At 32.1% G+C, this 18994-nt stretch carries 18 protein-coding genes and 1 tRNA gene; 8 read left to right on the top strand and 11 right to left on the bottom strand.

Annotated elements, in window-relative coordinates:
- The 6 genes from ACP5GV_RS07225 to ACP5GV_RS07200 form a co-directional block, all read right to left on the bottom strand.
- Positions 1 to 583, bottom strand: a 583-nt coding sequence (locus tag ACP5GV_RS07225) for an MqnA/MqnD/SBP family protein (RefSeq protein ID WP_428103088.1), incomplete at its 3' end; no start/stop codon positions are given.
- A 174-nt stretch (positions 584 to 757) separates the two neighbouring features.
- Complete coding sequence (locus ACP5GV_RS07220) at positions 758 to 1297, bottom strand: class I SAM-dependent methyltransferase (protein ID WP_428103086.1); 540 nt, start codon at positions 1295 to 1297, stop codon at positions 758 to 760.
- A 34-nt stretch (positions 1298 to 1331) separates the two neighbouring features.
- Positions 1332 to 2252, bottom strand: a complete 921-nt coding sequence (locus tag ACP5GV_RS07215; RefSeq protein ID WP_428103084.1) for an acetamidase/formamidase family protein — start codon at positions 2250 to 2252, stop codon at positions 1332 to 1334.
- Positions 2249 to 3289 carry an APC family permease gene (locus ACP5GV_RS07210; protein ID WP_428103081.1) on the bottom strand — a complete coding sequence of 347 codons (1041 nt, stop codon included), beginning with the start codon at positions 3287 to 3289 and terminating at the stop codon, positions 2249 to 2251. Before ACP5GV_RS07210 ends, ACP5GV_RS07215 begins: the two co-directional genes overlap by 4 nt.
- A gap of 58 nt (positions 3290 to 3347) precedes the next feature.
- Positions 3348 to 3530 carry a hypothetical protein gene (locus tag ACP5GV_RS07205; protein ID WP_428103079.1) on the bottom strand — a complete coding sequence of 61 codons (183 nt, stop codon included), beginning with the start codon at positions 3528 to 3530 and terminating at the stop codon, positions 3348 to 3350.
- A gap of 501 nt (positions 3531 to 4031) precedes the next feature.
- Positions 4032 to 4103, bottom strand: a tRNA-Ala gene (locus ACP5GV_RS07200).
- Positions 4104 to 4266: 163 nt separating this feature from the next.
- Between ACP5GV_RS07200 and ACP5GV_RS07195 the strand changes: the two genes are divergently transcribed.
- Together ACP5GV_RS07195 and ACP5GV_RS07190 are read left to right on the top strand one after the other, a co-directional pair.
- The gene (locus tag ACP5GV_RS07195; RefSeq protein ID WP_428068597.1) at positions 4267 to 5631 is read left to right on the top strand and encodes a COG1361 S-layer family protein; all 1365 of its coding nucleotides are present in this window, start codon (positions 4267 to 4269) and stop codon (positions 5629 to 5631) included.
- A 17-nt stretch (positions 5632 to 5648) separates the two neighbouring features.
- Positions 5649 to 7079 (top strand): MFS transporter, encoded by a 1431-nt coding sequence (locus tag ACP5GV_RS07190; RefSeq protein WP_428103076.1) that lies wholly within the window; start codon positions 5649 to 5651, stop codon positions 7077 to 7079.
- A gap of 43 nt (positions 7080 to 7122) precedes the next feature.
- Here ACP5GV_RS07190 and ACP5GV_RS07185 read toward each other — a convergent pair whose 3' ends face one another.
- Positions 7123 to 7482 (bottom strand): hypothetical protein, encoded by a 360-nt coding sequence (locus ACP5GV_RS07185; protein ID WP_428068594.1) that lies wholly within the window; start codon positions 7480 to 7482, stop codon positions 7123 to 7125.
- A gap of 115 nt (positions 7483 to 7597) precedes the next feature.
- On the opposite strand from ACP5GV_RS07185, the gene ACP5GV_RS07180 reads away from it, so the two are divergent.
- Genes ACP5GV_RS07180 through ACP5GV_RS07170 form a run of 3 tightly spaced genes read left to right on the top strand, consistent with a single transcriptional unit; the run spans position 7598 to position 10487 of the window.
- The gene (locus tag ACP5GV_RS07180; RefSeq protein WP_428068592.1) at positions 7598 to 8770 is read left to right on the top strand and encodes an RsmB/NOP family class I SAM-dependent RNA methyltransferase; all 1173 of its coding nucleotides are present in this window, start codon (positions 7598 to 7600) and stop codon (positions 8768 to 8770) included.
- 4 nt (positions 8771 to 8774) lie between these two features.
- Complete coding sequence (locus tag ACP5GV_RS07175; protein WP_428068590.1) at positions 8775 to 9755, top strand: UDP-N-acetylglucosamine--N-acetylmuramyl-(pentapeptide) pyrophosphoryl-undecaprenol N-acetylglucosamine transferase; 981 nt, start codon at positions 8775 to 8777, stop codon at positions 9753 to 9755.
- A 39-nt stretch (positions 9756 to 9794) separates the two neighbouring features.
- Entirely contained in the window at positions 9795 to 10487 is a 693-nt protein-coding gene (locus ACP5GV_RS07170; RefSeq protein ID WP_428090438.1) for a phosphoribosyltransferase family protein, read from the top strand.
- On the opposite strand, the gene prs is transcribed toward ACP5GV_RS07170, so the two are convergent.
- On the bottom strand, positions 10467 to 11360 hold the full coding sequence (gene prs / locus ACP5GV_RS07165) for a ribose-phosphate diphosphokinase (protein ID WP_428068586.1): 894 nt from the start codon (positions 11358 to 11360) through the stop codon (positions 10467 to 10469). The genes ACP5GV_RS07170 and prs overlap by 21 nt on opposite strands.
- Positions 11361 to 11619: 259 nt before the next feature.
- Here prs and ACP5GV_RS07160 point away from each other — a divergent pair, with 259 nt between their 5' ends.
- Positions 11620 to 12999, top strand: coding sequence for a dihydrolipoyl dehydrogenase family protein (locus ACP5GV_RS07160; protein WP_428103074.1), 1380 nt, complete (start codon positions 11620 to 11622; stop codon positions 12997 to 12999).
- Here ACP5GV_RS07160 and cdd read toward each other — a convergent pair.
- Positions 12996 to 13403, bottom strand: a complete 408-nt coding sequence (gene cdd / locus ACP5GV_RS07155; RefSeq protein ID WP_428068584.1) for a cytidine deaminase — start codon at positions 13401 to 13403, stop codon at positions 12996 to 12998. The two genes, ACP5GV_RS07160 and cdd, sit on opposite strands and share 4 nt — an antisense overlap.
- Before the next feature lie 139 nt (positions 13404 to 13542).
- Between cdd and ACP5GV_RS07150 the strand changes: the two genes are divergently transcribed.
- Positions 13543 to 14949, top strand: a complete 1407-nt coding sequence (locus ACP5GV_RS07150; RefSeq protein ID WP_428103072.1) for an MFS transporter — start codon at positions 13543 to 13545, stop codon at positions 14947 to 14949.
- Here ACP5GV_RS07150 and ACP5GV_RS07145 read toward each other — a convergent pair.
- A complete protein-coding gene (locus ACP5GV_RS07145; RefSeq protein ID WP_428103069.1) occupies positions 14946 to 17207 on the bottom strand; it encodes a DEAD/DEAH box helicase in 2262 nt (753 codons plus the stop codon). The two genes, ACP5GV_RS07150 and ACP5GV_RS07145, sit on opposite strands and share 4 nt — an antisense overlap.
- Complete coding sequence (locus ACP5GV_RS07140; RefSeq protein ID WP_428103067.1) at positions 17176 to 17601, bottom strand: hypothetical protein; 426 nt, start codon at positions 17599 to 17601, stop codon at positions 17176 to 17178. Before ACP5GV_RS07140 ends, ACP5GV_RS07145 begins: the two co-directional genes overlap by 32 nt.
- Before the next feature lie 82 nt (positions 17602 to 17683).
- On the opposite strand from ACP5GV_RS07140, the gene ACP5GV_RS07135 reads away from it, so the two are divergent.
- Positions 17684 to 18751, top strand: coding sequence for an NAD(P)/FAD-dependent oxidoreductase (locus ACP5GV_RS07135; protein WP_428103065.1), 1068 nt, complete (start codon positions 17684 to 17686; stop codon positions 18749 to 18751).
- The last annotated feature ends 243 nt before the right edge of the window (positions 18752 to 18994 follow it).

Genomic DNA, 18994 nt, shown 5'->3' with positions numbered 1-18994 from the left:
GCCTTTTGCTAACTACATATGATCCTAATGGTAATGGTAGATCTCCTGCCTTATTTTTCCATTCGTCATTTATATCAGCAATTTTTACCAAACCGTATTTTTGATATAAAGCCGTTGTTGTTGGCCCTGGTATTAATAATCCTGCATCAACTTCTCCATTTACTACGCTATTTATTATTTTATCTAACCTTACAACAACCTCTTCCTTCGCATTGAAGAAAAGCTTATAATAGAAATAGCCGCTAAAACTTTTACCAGGTATTGCAATTCTCAAATCTTTTATCTCATCCCTTTGATATTTCTTCTTTGAAACAATTATAGGCCCAACATCGCTTCTTTGTGTGCTTCCGCTCCTCAACAAATAATAATTGTCTGCAATCCTCCACAAATTAACTGCTGAAACTGCTGTAACCTCAAGGTCTTTTTGATTTATAACTCTTTGGTTTAATTTATCAAATTCTTCATAATTTGGATTTATTTTAATTTTTTCACTAAAATTGTTATTTTTAATACCATAAACTAAGAAATAAGCGTGAACAGGATCGTAATAATGATATGAGCTTATAACTTTTTGAGGTACCAATTTAATCACCTATTAGTGGTTAAAAATTAAAGGTATAAAAACATTAAAACTAAAGAATAACAAATAAGAAATAATAGTTAAACTATTAACTTCGTTAATAACTTTTTGGTTTCTTTTAGACAATAATTAAATCAACAATTTTTAAAAATAACTAATAGTTAAAAAACACTTCTTTTAATCTCCTTCACTTTTTTCTACTATCGCTTCCCTAGTAAACAACTTCTTTTCTTCTTTTATTATTTTAAACCTACTTAATAGCTCCTTCCACTCATTTTCACTTACAGAAGTTTTGCCTTTACTCAAAGTTTCAACGCTTATATAAGCCTTACCCTTGGGCTTTAAAATTCTGTATATCTCATTAATAGCCCCCTTATGATCTACCATGCAACATAAAACACCATTTGAAAAAACGAAATCAACGGTTTCAGGTTCAATTTTCAAGTTATTTGCTGAGGTTACTTGAGTTACAACGTTTTTTATTCCAAGCTTTTCGATCTTCTTATTTAATACATCTATCATTTTCTTATCAGAATCAACGGCGTAAACCGTTTTAGCTATCTTTGAAAGCTTTATAGTGTAAAAACCTGGCCCACAACCTATATCTGCAACGATCATATCTCCTTTAACATAATTCAAAACCCTATCTTTCCTATCTAAAATTTTCCTAAATGGATTATCTAGCACTAATGGATTGAAATGCCTATCCATGCTCATTATTGCACACACGTTTTTAGAAAAAGGAAGATTTTTACGCATTAATATTTATTATTTTTTCTGGAATAGTAAATGAAACAACATAGTTTGGTTCATCAACTACTTCGCTCATCTTTAAGCTACCTACTACGCTGCATAAAATGTATGCCTCTTCCCCGCTTAAGCCCCTACCCTTTAGCTCTTCAACCATGTTTAAAACTGCCTTTCTAGCAGCTGTTACAGGTTCTTTATCTATACCCATAGTTACTATTTGTTTACCCGTATCATTTATGCTAACGAAGGCCTTTGGCGTATCAATCCTTTCCCCTTTTCTTAAATCTACCTTTATTATAACCCTTGCCGAAGTTTCAATCGCAGTTCCTGAAACTTCACCATCACCTTGAGATGCGTGAGGGTCTGCTAAAGAAAGTAATGCTCCTTTTACGTTAACTGGGAAATAAATAACAGAGCCTTCTGTTAATAATCTATTATCCATGTTACCTCCCGAGCTATGGGGAGGTATCATTGGTAATTCTCCAAATTTTGGCGCAGTTCCAATAACTCCTAAAAATGGGCTTATAGGTATCTTAATGCCTTTTAAAAAATCTTTAGCAATTGCATAACCGTCTTTTATATCCCATATAACTAATTTTTCTTTAAACAATCCTTTTAATAGACCAAAGTTGCTTAATATTGCTGACCATCCCCAATTCCCTACTTCAATCTTTTTTAATGTAACAACCAAAGTATCTCCTTCTTCAGCCCCTTCAACATAAATTGGCCCAACAGCTCCATCAAATTTAGATTCATCTATTTTATGCATATCTTCAGTTTTAAAATCGTATTTTATTTGGTTTGTTGATGAATCTGGAATTAATACTTCTACCTCATCTCCGGGCTTTATATAAAGCCTTGGTTTATTTGATGGGGACCAAGTAAAATGTACATTAGATAAATCAAAACCATCTAGCCTCAAATCTCTTCTCCCTGCTCTAATTTAACTCTTAGGTCCTTTTTCCTATAATAAATTATCGCTCCTGCTATTAGCCATGCTGCAACAACTGTTGTACCTATTATTACGTAAATGTTTATAGAGGTAAATGACGCGTATATGGCAAAGCCAAATATTAAAGTTGCTATTATGGGTATAATTATGTGAGCTAAGTTAAGCCTATTCTTCTTTTTCATATATAATGGTAAGGCTGCATTAACCATTATGTGATCTATTAAAGTACCTAAGCCTGTCCATAAACCTGTTACCAAAAATGCGTTTAATGGTCCTAAGACCCAACCTGTTATTGTGAACAAAGCTATTCCAACAACTGTCATAATTATTAATGATATGTGGGGGCTCTTGTATTTTTTATGAGTGTAGGAAAGCTTTTGCGGTAAAGCATTATCCTTTGCCATGGTATACATATCCCTTGAACCAGCATTTATTATCGCAACTGTATCAACAAAACCGCTGTTAGCCATGAAAATAAATATTATTGCGGCCATTATAAGGCCTCCATATTTTACTGCTTCAATTAAACCTGGCACAAAGTTGCTAAAATAAGTGCTCATATTATTAGGTCCCCAACCTATAGTCATTGTGTAGCTTGCAAATGTGAAGAAAGTTGCTAAAAGAGCTATAGTTGCTATAACGCCTTTCCTTATGTTAACGTGCGCCTGTTTCGCTTCTGCTCCAAGAAAAGTCATTGAGCCCCAGCCAGCATATGATGTAAAGGCAAAAACCATTCCAAGGCCTACACCCATTAAGCCAAGAGGAGAATATTTTAAGCTATAAACACCTGGATCCCATGGGTTGTGAACGCGTAATAATATAACTATACCTAAAATAAATATCAATGCCATTTCTATTGTGCCTGTATAAACGCTGTACTTTAATGAGGGCTTTATGCCAAGATATGCTAATAAAAATGCTAATATAGCAACCAATAAACCTAATGGATACCAAGAATAACTAGGTAACGAAATTCCTAAAGCTTGAAGGCCAAATATTATAGCCAAAGATGTCTCAAAATATATAAAAAGGTGTTGCACCTATAACTGTATAAAGCATGTAAGTTTATCCACCAAACGCACCAACCCTTGGACCAAAACCCCTTTCTATATATCTATAGTATCCTCCGCTTGATGCCACATTTCTGGAAAACTCGTAAACAACGTATGCCGCTGCAAAAACTGCAGGTATTGCAAGTAAATAAGCTAAAGGTAAAGCTCCATAAGCGAAGCTCGCGGCTCCTGTCATAGTTGCTAGCGCAGCTATTGCAGGAGCTGTGAAGGATATAGATTGAAAAATTAGTTCTAAAAACGTTACACTACCTCTAGCTAATTACTTATGCCCTCCCTCCTCTCCCATATGCAACACACCGACAAAGCTTAATATTATGATATCATATATTTAAATTTTCCCATTAATGTATTTTTAACTAAAAATTAACAATTAAGTAGAATTATTAAAAATTTGTTACATCAAATTCCCTTTCCGTTTAAAGAATATGTAAACTACCCTATCCTTACACGTGGGTCTCTGGTGTTGGAAGTTAAAAGCCAGCAGTGTATATATTAATCATATTTTAGGTAACTTTACCAAATAAAAACAACTATATGTTATCTGCAAAATATAATTGCTAAAGCCTTTATAATTAGGGTATATGATGGCATAGTTACTTTTCCATGTACATACAATGATACAAATACACGAACCTAGATTTATTTACTATATACAAGATGATGGGTACCAAATAAATGGACCGGCCGGGATTTGAACCCGGGACCTCCGCCGTGCGAGGGCGGCATTCTTCCACTGAACTACCGGCCCTCGTAAGGATTAGATTGCTTGATATCTTATATTTGTTATACTTAATAATCCCTTAAACTATTCTTCTAATTTTATTAGCCAATTATTTAATTGTAATCACACTATTTTAATCATGAGTAATTTTTTATATACCTATCTAATATATATAGAGGAGGTGTATAAAATGAGGAAAAAAACAAATATATTCATGTTACTGCTGGTGATTTCATTAATAATAGTTAGCTTATCATTTCTTAATATAGGTAAAGCAGAAACTACTCCAATTCTAAAACCATCATTCGTAGCTTATTCTTATTGGGGAACAAATGAATCACATATGCTAGCATACCCTGGAGGTTCATTTTTACCCTTAACCATAACGATAACTTATTTAGGTCCATATACTTTATATAATGTTACCATTAATTCTACAATTTCCTATCCTCTAATATTATCAAAAGGTGAAACTACACCGAGTCTATACATACCTGTATTAAATCCAGGAACTACTTTGAAACTATTTGGATTATTTAATATAAGCTACAATTCTGAAGATAAAATATATAATCAAACACTCAATATAAAGTATACTCTGTTTGAAACAATACCACAAACTAATAAAACAATACCAATAATTAAATACATGACATTAAATTATTCTGTTCCTATTTTGGGTTATGTCAATTTAAAGCTTGCTGGATTTAAAACAACTCCTTCTGTTATTTACGCAGGAGATACAGCTGCTGTATTAACTGTTTATCTAGTTAATGAAGGTAATGTTATTGCAAGTAATGTTAGTGCATATATCGTTACTCCACCTCAATTATCTCCATTATATCCTGGTTCTAATACAATAAATATAGGATACCTACCACCAGGGACTCCTATTAATATTTCATTTCCTCTTGAAATAAAAAATGTAACTAGTTCAATAAGATTACTACAGCCATATGAAACTGTACAGATACCAGCTCCTTTCAATGCTATGGTAATATTAGTAGTTAAAGGAAATAATATAGATGAGTATTTTGATATTCCTGTAGATGTTAAACCTTCATCATATTTTGTAGTATCAAACGTTTATCATAACACATTTACTCAAGGAGAATCAAATACATATATAACTGTTTCATTAATTAACTTGGGAAATTCTGTAGCTAAGTTCACAACAGTTACTCTATTACCTAATCCCATTATAACTCCGTATGTTTCATCTAGTATTAATCCGTTAATTGGAGCTGAAACTATTAATTATACTGTTGGCGATGTACCTAGCGGAGGAGCATTTAATGTCTCGTTTGTAATAAGTGCTTCGTCAGGTATATCACCTGGAAATTATAATATACCTATTGCAATAACTTGGTATCAACCACCTACAATGACACCGATGCACCAAATAATTGAAGTACCAATAACTATATCTTCGTCGTTCTCTTTAAACTCATTAGGTAAATTGAATTCATTTACTATATTATATGTAATTGCAGCAATTGTAATCATAATATTAGTTGTTATGGCAATAATAGGACTAAGGAGGAGAAAGCATTAAATCTGGTGGATTTTTCAATGCAAAAGGATTTCGAAAATCCCTATTTAGTTCTTGGGGTACTGACTTTTACCACTGCACTAACAAGCTATGTGGAAGCAATGGTTATACCTTCACTCCCTCATATAGAAGAAGCTTTATCAGCTACTAATGAAGAAGCTGCTTGGATAGTTTCAGCTTATCTGGTTGTAGGCGCTGCGATAGCTCCTCTTTTCGGAAAAATGGGAGATACTTTTGGAAAAAAGAGGCTTTATCTCATTTCTCTAATTCTGTATTCTTTAGCTGTCCTATTTGCTGGTTTTTCATCAAACGTCTATTCGTTAATAGGGGCAAGAGCAGTCCAAGGCTTTGGATTCTCTATTTTTCCTTTAAGTATAGCTATAATTACAGATATATTTCCAAAAGAAAGAGTAGCTCTTGCTCAAGGAATTTTAAGCGCTATGGTAGCTATTGGAATGACGATAGGAATGATAGCTGGAGCATATATAGATGAATACTTTGGATGGAGAGCAATGTTTCATATAGCTTTTGGCATAGCAATAGTTGCCATAATAATTTCTTATATAAGTATAGGACCTCATCCTCCAGTTAAAAAAGAAGAAATAGATTATTTTAGTTCAACCTTATTATCTATAGGAACCGCTTTAATTTTGGTATATTTAACTGAAGCTCCATATAAGGGTTGGTTTTCGTTATTACAATTACCTATAATTGGTCTTGGCCTAGCATTGTTTGTAGGATTTTTAGTTTATATAAACAAATCAAGAAATCCATTAATAAGGCCGGATCTTTTAAAAATTAAGAATGTTATGGTAGCGAATTTAGCTGGTTTGTTTTCAGGAGTAACTATGTTCTCATTGTATCTGGCTGTTATTTATTACGCGGAAGAACCAGGCCCGTATGGTTTAGGATTGTCCGTTATAAATGCTGCTCTCTCATTATTACCAGCAACTTTAGCGATGATAATTATTGCGCCTATAGTGGGAATGGCTGTCAGCTCATTAGGACCAAAACCAGTGCTTATTTATGGTTCTATTGTTTCATCAATAGGATTCGCCTTGTTTATATATAATAGAGAAGGAACGTTGCCTTTAATTCTAGATTCTTTTGTGACTGGAATAGGAATAATATCAATAATGACACCTATAGTTAATATAATAGCAATTTCAATGCCAGAAGACAGCATTACAGTAGGCCTAGGCTTTAATACTATGATTAGATTTTTAGGATCTTCTATAGGACCTGTTATGACTGCAAATTTAATGACAACTTATGTTGCTTACGCTGCATACTACGTGCCAAAATTTGGTTTTTCATTCTTTACTGAGCCTGGACCTTTAGCATTTAATTATACATTTATGATAGGAATAATATTTTCGTTTTTAACATTTATAACTTCATTGTTTATGAAAAATTATACTCCTCAACAAAAAAGTATAACTACAGCTTAATTGTTCAGTTACTAAAAATTTGTTTTTATATTTTGAAATATATTTAAAAAACTAATGGTACGTATCCTTCCGAAATATATGAAGAAATCTTACTGCCCACATAAACTACATCGACACCAAATTCCGCAGAAACTGTTTGTAATATATTTAATGTACCATCTTTTTCTGCTATGAATTTACATGCTAGGGGGCGCTGATTGGCATAAGATAAAAATTCTTTTAATGCTTTTAATATATTATCATTTCTTGAACTTAATAATTTTTCAGAGGGTCCAAAAAATATTAATTTTACATCAGAAGCCCATTTATATTTTAATGCATTTGTAGCCCATAATAATCCTGTTAATATTTTATCTACATCATTACTGGATAAAATTACTAATACTTTAAGTTGTGAAGACATTTTCTCACCTATTTTATATAAAAACAAAATTATTAAAAATCTTTTCTAATATAAATTCATTAGAACAAATCTGAAATTACTATAATGTTAATTGTACACTAGGGGAGAAATCAAGATGAGAAAAAATGACATGCATATAAATTGTAATGAGACCTTGAAGTATGATATAGGATTATTAGAAGAACTTGACTCATTATTTGGAAATTCATGTAAAATAATTAAAATGCTTTCTAAACCTCCAGATAGATTTTATTTAAGAGTTAATACAACAAAGATATCTAAAAATGAATATTTAAAAATATTAAAAGAAAATGGAATAAACTTCTATGAAGATGAACATATAGATTATGCTATCTGGGCTCCGATAAATGGACCTTATGAAATTCCTATATATAATAAAAAAATATATGTAAATAAATATGCATCGGAATCGGTCTATCTTGGTAGTAACTTATATATACCAGGTATACTTAAAGCAGATAAAATAAAGAAAGGAGATAAAGTAACAATTTTTAGTAAAAATAATATACCTCTTGCCTCAGGTACATCAGCAATAGATTGGGAAGATATATATAAATTAAAGAATGGACTTGCCGTAATTGTTGAGGATTCTGTTTACAAATCGCCTAAAATAAGAGAGCTACCCGGATTTAATGAAGGTTATATATATTCACAAAGCATACCGAGCATCTTAATAGGAGAAATAATAGATACAAATGATTTTGGGAAAAATCCTATTATTATAGATATGAATGCAGCACCAGGAGGTAAGTTAGGATTAATAGCACAAAAGTTTAACAGGAATTCTAAAATAATAGCTATAGATAGGCCAAGCAAAGTAAACGATTTGAAAGAAAGAATTCATAGACTTGGCTATGATTGGGTAGAAATTATAGGAGGAGATTCTAGATATGCTAGCCAAGAACTTAAAATAAATGAAAAGGCAGATCTGGTTTTAATTGATCCCCCCTGTACAAACCTAGGAGTTATACCAAAATTATATGATCAAAAGAGTTTAAGGGATATGATAGTTTTAACTAAATATCAAAAGCAATTTATAAACGAAGCCTTTAAGTTATTAAAACCTGGAGGTACTTTAATTTATTCTACATGTACATTAACTTATAGCGAAAATGAGGCAAATATTAGGTATGCAACGAGCATAGGTTTTGATGTTGAAGAAATAAACATAAAAGCTGATGTAATAAAAAATGACTATGGAATAAGGTTTAGTCCGGAGAGAGGTTATCCTGGATTTTTTATTTCAAAGCTTATAAAAAATGTGTGATAACATGAAAAAAGTATTAATAATAGCAAGCGGAGGAGGGCACACAGGGCATAGCATTGCTTTAGCTGAGCATATGATAGATCTGGGCATAGAAGTTGATTTTATTATACCTGAAAAAGATGATTGGACTAGGAATTCGGTTAAAAACTATGGAAAAATTGTTTCAGAAACCCCTAAGTTTTTAGATCCAAGCGAGTCTTTATATTTAGGTATTTTGAGAGCCCCTATTGCTATTATAAAGTCTTTAATTAAAGTAAAGAAAGGCTATAAAATAGCTATAGCTAGCGGTAGCAATCATAGTATATCAGCTGGTATTGCTTTATGGTTAAAAGGCTCGGATATAATAGTTTTTGAATCTACTGAGAGATTTTTAGAGCCTAGCAGAACCATTAAGACATTGGGTAGGATATCGAAATTAATAGCATTTCAATGGGAAGAGCAATTAAAATTTAATAAAAAAGGTAAAGTAGTTGGTCCATTTTTAGGGAAATTAAAATATGAAATCAAAGATGAAGGGTATATATTAGTTAGCGCGGGCAGTTATGGATATAAAAAGTTGTTCGATTCTTTATCAAAAACCAACTTAGAAAACGTTGTATTGCAAACTGGTAAAGTTGATCCAACGCCTTACATAAAAGCTCATCCCGAATGGAAAGTTTTTCAATTCGATCCTGATTTGGAAAAATACATAGCAAATGCAAGGATTGTTATAACGCATTTCGGAAGGACTGCTGTTGAAAGTTCATTAAAATACAAAAAGCCGACAATACTTTCTCCAAATATAGAATGGAAATGGATGCAAAATGAAATCAGATTAAAAGAATCCGAAATTATGGCAAAGAAGCTAAACGCTTATTATTTACCTCCCGATGATGTTAATGAAGAATCATTAATTAATGCAGTTGAAAAGGTTAGGCATCTTGTCCCTAATAGCTATAATGATGGGGCCTTAGAGCTTGCAAAGATAGTTTATTCAATGTTATAATTTTAAGGTTTGAGCATAAATTATAAAGGGGGTTTATAAATGCCACAGCAAAACTATGATGAGAGGCTAAGAGCAGTAAAAATTCTAAGATCTGCTAGAAAATTTTTGCCCCTATCAAAGGTATCAGAGTTAACAGGACTACCTTTATCCGTGATTTCCAGATATTCTACAGAATACACTTTACCCTCTGAAGGCAATGCAAAAGAAATCTTAAATGCGCTTTTATCAAAACAAGTTATATCAAATATAGTTGCCACAGCTATTAAAATTTACAATGGTTTTTATGATATAAGCGGCGTTACTTGGAACCCAGATGCCCTTTTATTAATATCTGAGTATGCAAAGAAAAGGTTTAATGGAGAATTTGATAAAATATTAACCCCTGAAACTGGGGGAATAAGCTTAGCAACATCAATTAGCATAGCCTCAGGAGTACCAATGGTTATTGCTAGGAAACAGAGGCCTTTAATTACTGAACCTATTATAGATGGAATTCATTTTAGTGGACCAGCATCTTATACTGTTTTTTATGTTCCTAAGAGGGAGCTTCCAAAAGGCAAGAGAATACTTATAGTTGATGATTTTAGCGTTAGAGGACATACATTAAATGCCTTAATTGAGTTGATTAGAAAAGCTGGCGCAGAACCGAAATCAATGCTAGTTATAGTAGGCATAGGTAAGGATTGGAAGCTTTTGCCGGATTCTGAGGCTTTAATTGAGATAAGCGGTTAAATTGCTTGCAATAAGTGGGCCGACATCTATATAATGGACCTTATCTTTCTTAGGTAAAGTATTTGCCGCATATATCTTATCAATACCTGAAGAAATCAGTTTTTCTTCAGCGTTGTTTAATAATATAGCATGGGATACCATAACATATATTTTTCTGGCCCCTTGGCTTCTCAAAATTTGGGATGCCTTTAATATGGTACCCCCAGTGCTAATTATGTCATCAATTATTATAATATCTTTACCCTTAACATCTAATTCCTTTGGTTGCATTGTTATTTCTCCTGTAACCCTGTCCCTGCTCTTTACAAAATAATCATATTCGCAATTCAAATAAGAAGAAAGGGACTTTGCTCTATCTATTGCCCCTATATCTGGAGATAAAACAGCTATGTTCTTTTTGTCAAAACCAATTTTTTCTGCCATATAAATATATGGCCTTATATTTATTGATGGTTTACCAAAATACTTCAGGCTTTCCTCCTTATGTATCTCTATTGTGAACAGCATATTATAATATTCTTTAAATATATTTAAAATAGATCTTACGCTAATCGGCTCGCCTTCTAAAAATACCCTATCTTGTCTGGCATAAGCTAAATATGGAGAAACTAGTATTTGATCTTCAGCCTTTAGCTCTTTAATGGCATCACCTAATAAAATAGTTTCTATTATAGATTTGTCTTGAGGATATACAAGAGATTGAACTACTATGGCTCTCTTTCCATTTATTTCGCATGGTATCCTTATATAACTTTCTCCATCTGGGAATGTTTTATATATCGGATTGCATATATCAGCTGATAAAGAATTTGATATAGATTTTGCTATTTCATTTGAAACATCATTAGTTCCGGCAATCACTACATTTTTCATATCCAGCCCCAGTTAATATTCCTATAATAATAATTAAAGGCTTTTATTTAAAAAATTTCTATATAAAGCTATTTACCTGTTTAACAATTATTACAAATTGCAATGAAGAGGATGGAGCGACCCTGAGAAGTGATGAGCGACTTTCCTCTGAGCTTTTTAAGTTAATCAAACTCTAATCAGTTTCTATTAAAGCTAATAATAAATATTTTTAAACTCTAACCTATTTAACAAAATATTTAACAGTATACAGGTGGTAAGAATGACTCAAAGAGATTTCGATGTAACATTCATAGGAGGTGGAGGTGCTTCCTATCCAGGCGCTTTTGAGCTCGCCAAGGCTGGGAAGAAGGTTTTAATGGTAGATAATAAAGGTAATTTGGGAGGAGATTGCCTATACGCAGGTTGTATACCATCTAAAACAGTTAGAACGAAGATATTGGAATTCACTTCAACAAATAAAGAAGTTGATCCTGAAAAAGTGTGGAGCGAGGTTATTAAACTTAAAGAATACGTGCAAGACATTAGATATCAACAGCATATGGAAGAGATTAGAGAACATGAACCAAACCTAACATTTGTTAAAGGATGGGCAACAATAATTTCCCCTAATAAAGTTAAAGTAGAAGGTGAAGATAATTTTGAGGCAAATACAAAATATCTTGTTATAGGTGCTGGAGCAGAACATATTATATTGAATATACCAGGAAAGGATATGGTAATTACCAGTGATGATCTTTTTGCCTATCAAAAAACTATGAAAAAAGTTCCAAAATCCATGGCCATAATTGGCGGGGGATATATTGGAGTTGAGGTCGCCGACATGCTATCAAGATTAGGAGTAGAAGTTTCTATCATAGAAATGATGGATAGATTATTGCCAACCATGCCAATTGATTTATCTAAAGCTGCGGAATCACATATGAAGGAAGCTAAGGTTAACTTGTATTTAAACAGTCCGGTAGCATCAATAGAAAAGAAAGGAGACAAGAAGATAGTTAAGGCTAATAGCAAATCAGGAGTTATTGAAGTAGAAGCAGACGAAGTATTAATGGCTGTTGGTAGGAAACCGAGACTTAAAGGATATGGTTTAGAAAATTTGGAAAAAGATGGTTTAAAAATAGAGAGAAATGCTATTTGGGTCTCTCCATCTTTGAGAACTTCATTACCTAACGTATTTGCTACAGGGGATGTAACAGGTAAGGCTATGTTATTCCATGCTGCAGTTAAAGAAAGTATAATAGCAGCTAAAAACATATTGATAGGAAGAGATGCTTATAGAATGAATTATCATTCAGTTCCATTTACAGTGTTTACATACCCAGAAATAGGTTTAATAGGCTATACTGAAGATGAGCTAAAATCATTAGGTATACCTTATGATACTGTAGACTATAAATTAGCTGGCGATGCTCAATCCCAAATAACTAATCACAGAGAAGGATGGATGAAAATATTTTTGGAAAAAGAGACATTAAGAATATTAGGTGTTCAAGTATATGCTCATGATGCTGCAGAGCTTATGGGAGCATTTGCTGTAGCATTAGAAAACGGATTAACCGCTAAAAACCTTGCTTGGGTTTGTGGGCCTCATCCATTAACTTTCGAATCTATAAATTATGCTATGAGACCATATTTCTAAATTTTTAAGTTTTTTGAAGAAAATCTATATGGCAGTAAATCTTTTAATTTATAAAATTTTGACTTGTTACTTTTTAATGATATAGAATAAATCTGCGTATCATCGTCTCCAAATTCTGATAATACTTGAAGGCAAGCACCACATGGAATAGCTGGTTCTTCACTATTTACAGCAACTAATATTTCTTTTATTTTCTTCTCCCCATGAGATATTGCATTAAAAATAGCTACCCTTTCAGCACACATTGTTAGACCATAGCTAGCATTTTCAATGTTAACCCCCCAGTAAACATTGTTATTATCAGTTCTTACAACAGATGCAACATTATATTTAGAATATGGAGCGTACGAATTTTTAATTATTTCTTTGGCTAAATTCACCATATCAAGGGGTACATTATCCATGTTTCTCACACTCGTTATACTCTTTATTTTAATTTATATTTTTAATTTATGCCTTTTCTACATAGACTATATAGAAATCTATAGTTTCTATAGAAATGTTTATAAATATATTTTATAAACAGAGACTTGGAGAAAAAACATGAGCAATCACAACCCATTTGGATATATAGATAATACGAAAACAAACATAAGCCATTTAAAAGTTTGGTTTACAGCTGGTATGGGATTTTTTACAGATGCTTATGATTTATTTGTTATCGGTATCATTTTGGTTATATTAAACAAGCTCGCATCACCATCATTTCCAGTAACAACTTATTACTCGTCTTTATTAGCATCATCAGCAATAGTAACAGCTGTATTAGGCCAATTGACCTTTGGCAGAATCGCAGATATTGTTGGTAGAAAGAAAGTTTATGGTATAGAAGCTACAATACTAGCTATTGGAGCATTAATGAGCGCCTTTTCTCCAAATATATATTGGCTATTGGCTTCTAGATTTTTAATGGGCTTTGGGATAGGAGGAGATTATCCAATATCGGCTACAATAATGAGTGAATATTCACCAAGAAAAGATAGAGGAAAAATGGTTTCTCTAGTTTTTGCCTTCCAAGGGATAGGATATGGCGTTGCTGTTATAGTAGGTCTAATATCTGTATATTTGTTCCCAGCATCAATAGCTTGGAGGATATTAGCGGGCTTTGGAGCAATACCACCAGCCTTAGTTATATATTATAGAAGAAAAATACCAGAAACGCCTAGATTTAGTTTATTAGTAAAACACGATAAAGAAGAAGCATTAAAGGCAGCAAGCTTTGTTGGAGGAAATATAAGCACGACTCAAGTAAAATCTAAAGATTATAGTATAACAGAATTTTTAAGAAATTATGGCTTATTATTGTTAGGAACTTCATTGTCATGGTTCTTAGTGGATATAGCTTTATATGGCGCAGGAGTGTTTTCATCGCCAATCACATCAGCTATATTAGGTGGATCAAAAGGGTTAAGGGCAGATGTTTTAAGAGCTGGTATTCCGCTGCTAATAGGTATTCCAGGTTATTTCTTAGCTGCAGCTTTCATAGATAAAATAGGTAGAAAGTTCATACAGTTGATGGGCTTTGCAATGATGTCAATTCTTTACGCTGTTATATCAGCATCTATTATAGCATCTGGAACAAAAATTGCTGGATTTTTAATACCTACTCAACTAGCATACATATTATTTGGATTAACATTCTTATTCATAAACTTTGGGCCTAATACAACAACTTTCGTCTTACCTTCAGAATTATATCCAGTTAAATATAGAACTACAGGTCATGGTATTTCTGCTGCATCTGGAAAAGCGGGTGCTGCAATAACTACTTTTCTATTCCCGTTTTTGCTAAAGTTCTATGGATTAAAACCAATATTAGAGCTTCTTGCTGTAGTAAGCGCACTAGGATTTATAATAACTCTCGTATTATTGCCCGAACCTAAGATGAAAAGCCTAGAAGAAGTAAGCAAAGAGAAATTAGAAGTTTATGAGAAACCCATAACAGCTTAAGCTAAAGGTTTTCCCAAAGGTTTTCCTTCCTCGTTTTTTGTTTCTTTATTTTCAAAAACATATTTTAATAGTGATAAGGCTCCTTTTCTTGATAAATATTGGTTATTATTTCCACAATAAGGAGAAAAAACGCATCTAGGACAACCGTCTTCACAATTGCAAGAAGAAACTATTTTTAAAGCCAGTCCTTCAACTTTTTCAAACCTATCAAAAACAAGCTTTGAACCACCATGACCTCCAATTGATGAATCGTAAATAACTATATGACCGGAGGGATAACTTATTCCGCCTAGATCTGTATCAGATGCACCAATTATTGGCCTTGATGCAGAGATCAATACATGCTCTAAAGCATGATAGCTGCTTATTTTCTTTTCTCCGCTTTCAAACATTAATTCTGGATATTTTGTTAATATCCCTTTAGTCCAATAATCCCATTTTATGGGTTTTTCATAGTAAGAAGTAGATATTATGCTACCTGAATACTCATCTTTAACTACATACCCTTCAACTTGTATCATTATGTGCAGATCCCCATAGGTTATGGGAATTATTCCAGCAAGCCTTTTTTCTTTAGGTATAACTTCTATTACATCTATATTATATAAGGGTTTTGTATAGAAATGGACATCATTTAATTTTATAACTTCAGCTCTATAGGAATTTACATCAAGCTTTATTGATAAATATGTTTCACCCGAATAGTAATATATAGCGTTAGGATGAAGTTCATATAATGCTTGAGGCATTTCTCTATACCCTATGTTTTTGTTTTTATAATAAATCTTAACTATAGGTCCTGTTGATCTAATAGAATTGTTTAAAATAAAGTTCCTACCTTCTTTCCAACTTGGATGATATATGTTATTGCTAATGCTGATAAAACCTTTTTGCAATAATTCATCTACTACATCTAAAAACTCCTCGGGCATATCATCTTTTTTGATAAAACCTTTTTGCAATAAATATGAAATAAAGTGTAACTTTAATACTTCTTTATTTCTAGGCTCTATATAACCTGGATCCGGCTCTTGAGAAAAATATTTTTCTGGGTTGTTTAGATAAAATGACTCTATAGGATCATCGCCCATTATTGTTATCACTAATCCAGGATTACCTCTCCTTCCGGCTCTTCCAGCTCTTTGCAAATAACTTGAATAACTTTTAGGTAAAGAAGTCATAACTATTGCATCTAAATCCCCAATATCAATGCCTAATTCAAGAGTTGATGTTGAAACTACTCCTTTTATTAACCCTTCTTTTATATCATTTTCCACTTTTTTTCTTGTTTCTGCGCTTAATCCCGCTCTATGAACTAATACATTTGTATTATAATTTTTTCTTGATATTTTTGAAATTAATTCACTCATTTGTTGGGAATCTGTAAAGGCTAATACCTTTAATCCTTTTTTTATTAAAGATGAAATTATGTAAGAAGAAAAAGTCCACCTACTCATATAGCCATGATCTATAAAAATGTGAAGAGCTGTTCCTTTTCTCCTCTTAGGCCCGTATATTACTTTAACTTTTCTTCCAAAAAGACTTTCTCCCATTTCTTCTGGATTTCCTATTGTTGCTCCTGAACCTATAAATAAAACATCTTCATTTGAAAGCTTGGATAACCTATATAATATCCATTTCATGTGAGAACCAAAAATACCCTTATAAATGTGCATTTCATCTATTACAACGAATTTCAAATTTTTTAAAGCATTTCTAAATTCTGATGAGAGAGATAATCCTAAATGGATCATATCAGGGTTGCTTATCAATATTTGAGGTGTATTTTTATAAATTTCGGTCCTCTCTTTAGGCGGCGTATCTCCATCTATAATCCCAAAGCTTACTCCCAATTCTTTTGATAAGCTAGATATCCTTGATATTTGATCCCTTTCCAAGCTTTTTGTTGGATAAATAAAAAGTGATCTTTCTTCACTATTATTTTTTAATAAATTGAGTATAGGTATTAGAAATGCCTCAGTCTTTCCCGTTGCAGTACCTGCCGATATAACTGTATCATTATTTTTTAATATAGATTCCATGGCTTCTTGTTGAAACTTATATAATTTAATTATACCATAGTTAATCAAAGCATTTTTGAGCTCTTCTGATAAGTTCATATCTTTAATATTTGATCCTAAATCTGGATACCCATAATTTTCATTATAAATGTATGAGATCTTAGAGTTCTGATTTTTAACTATTTCGTTTAAAAAACTTAATAGATCAAGAAGGTTTGACTGTATGTCCTGTCCCATAGTTTTTATGCCTCACATAATTTGATAGACCAATTAGCTCAATACTTTTATCTATAAGCCAAGAAAGACTTTTATCCCCCCATGATCTTCTAATTTTAAGCTTTTCATATTTTACTTCTAACATCTCTTGCCCTTCATGATTATATACTTTAAACCTCCCTTTAACTCTATTTTTTAAATTCCTAACTAAAACTATGTGAACTGCGTACTCGTTTGGTTCTAAATTTAGATTTACATAACCAGATTTACCCGTTTTATAAGTACCCTTACCTTCTTCTGCAGGTTCATTAATTATTTCTTCCTTTCCTTTTTTAAAAACAACTATCATTTTCCTCATAGCATGAAGGCCTGATTTGCTTTTAGTTGATTCAACTTCTAACTTAAGCTTACCCATCTTCATCCTCAAATTTAATAATCTTTTTGAAGCTATTAAGATTTATTAACAATCCTTTAAAAGGTTCCTCTAAAAAAGATATGTGGTAGAGACATTGAAAGATATAATAATAGCAGGCCTAGGCGTTTCAGGCTCAACTTTAGCATATACCTTATCAAGTAAAGGATTCAAGATTACGGCATATGATCCTATTAAAAAATATGATAAGGCTTGCGGAGAGCAAATAACTGGAACTGAAAACACAATAGGTCTTATAAAGAAATCAGATTCTATAATTACTATTCCAAATTTTTTTAGCATATATGTTAACAACAAAGAAAGCTCCACAATAGACTTTGGAGGTTCTTCACCTTGGTATATAGTAAATAAATCTAGGTTTGTCCAATATTTAAGAGAAGCTTCTATATCTAATGGCGTTGAAGTAATATATAACAATTGGAAAGGTGAAAAAGGATCTATAACTGTTGATGCTAGAGGTCCTTTTTCTGGAAGCCTGAAAAACAAAATATTAGTTAAAAGATATATTTTAAAAACTGAATGGGACCCAAACCATGTTATATTAGACTTTAGGCCTAATGAAGGGGGGCTTTATTGGATTTTTCCAGCAGATAATGATGGTAAGTTAGTTAACATGGGAGGGGGATTTGTGAATTTATGGAATGATGAAATACTTAGTAAATCAATTATGGAATATGCAAAACTAAATCTAAAAGATTTTGAAATCAAAGATGTAAAGGCTGCACCCCTTGATGTTTTTTCTCAATATAAATCTTATTCTGACAATGTTTTTTATGTAGGAGAGGCTGCAGGCTTAGTTTTAGCGATAAGTGGAGAGGGTAATAGGCCAGCTATAGAGTCTTCTTATGCTTTATCTAATGCTATAGCAAAATATGGCTTAGAAGTTAACAATGTAAAAAATTATTACCTAAAACTATCAAAGAAAATAATTAATGATTCAACATTATCCAGGAAGTTGTTTATGTTTACATATAAATATAGAAAATCAATCGATATGGTAGAAGTATTAAATAACATACCAAAGTGGTTTTGGTATAAATATTTATCAGTTAATTTAGAGCTTAATGATTTAATAAAATTGGGATTAAATTTAAACTTTATTTCATCTGTAATTAAGGGAATAAAATATTAGTATTAAATAAAAGGGAAATCTTATATTTACTATTAAATACTATGAATTTATTACTTCCTTAACTGCTCTATAAACCATATCTGTATTCCAATAGCGTATTTATTAACTAATTTACGTATAATGATTTTAGCTCAAGTTTATAAGCTTTTTTGATAATATATAAATAGGGAACAATGGCAATTAAAGAAGAATTTTTGAGATTACTTAAAGAAGATGAAGAATTTCGTTATACAGTAGCTGGCA

Origin of the sequence: Caldisphaera sp., assembly GCF_049974385.1 — an archaeon.
GTDB lineage: Archaea > Thermoproteota > Thermoprotei_A > Sulfolobales > Acidilobaceae > Caldisphaera.
The sequence above is the reverse complement of the archived record's forward strand: the minus strand, read 5'-3'. Positions and strand labels throughout refer to the sequence as shown.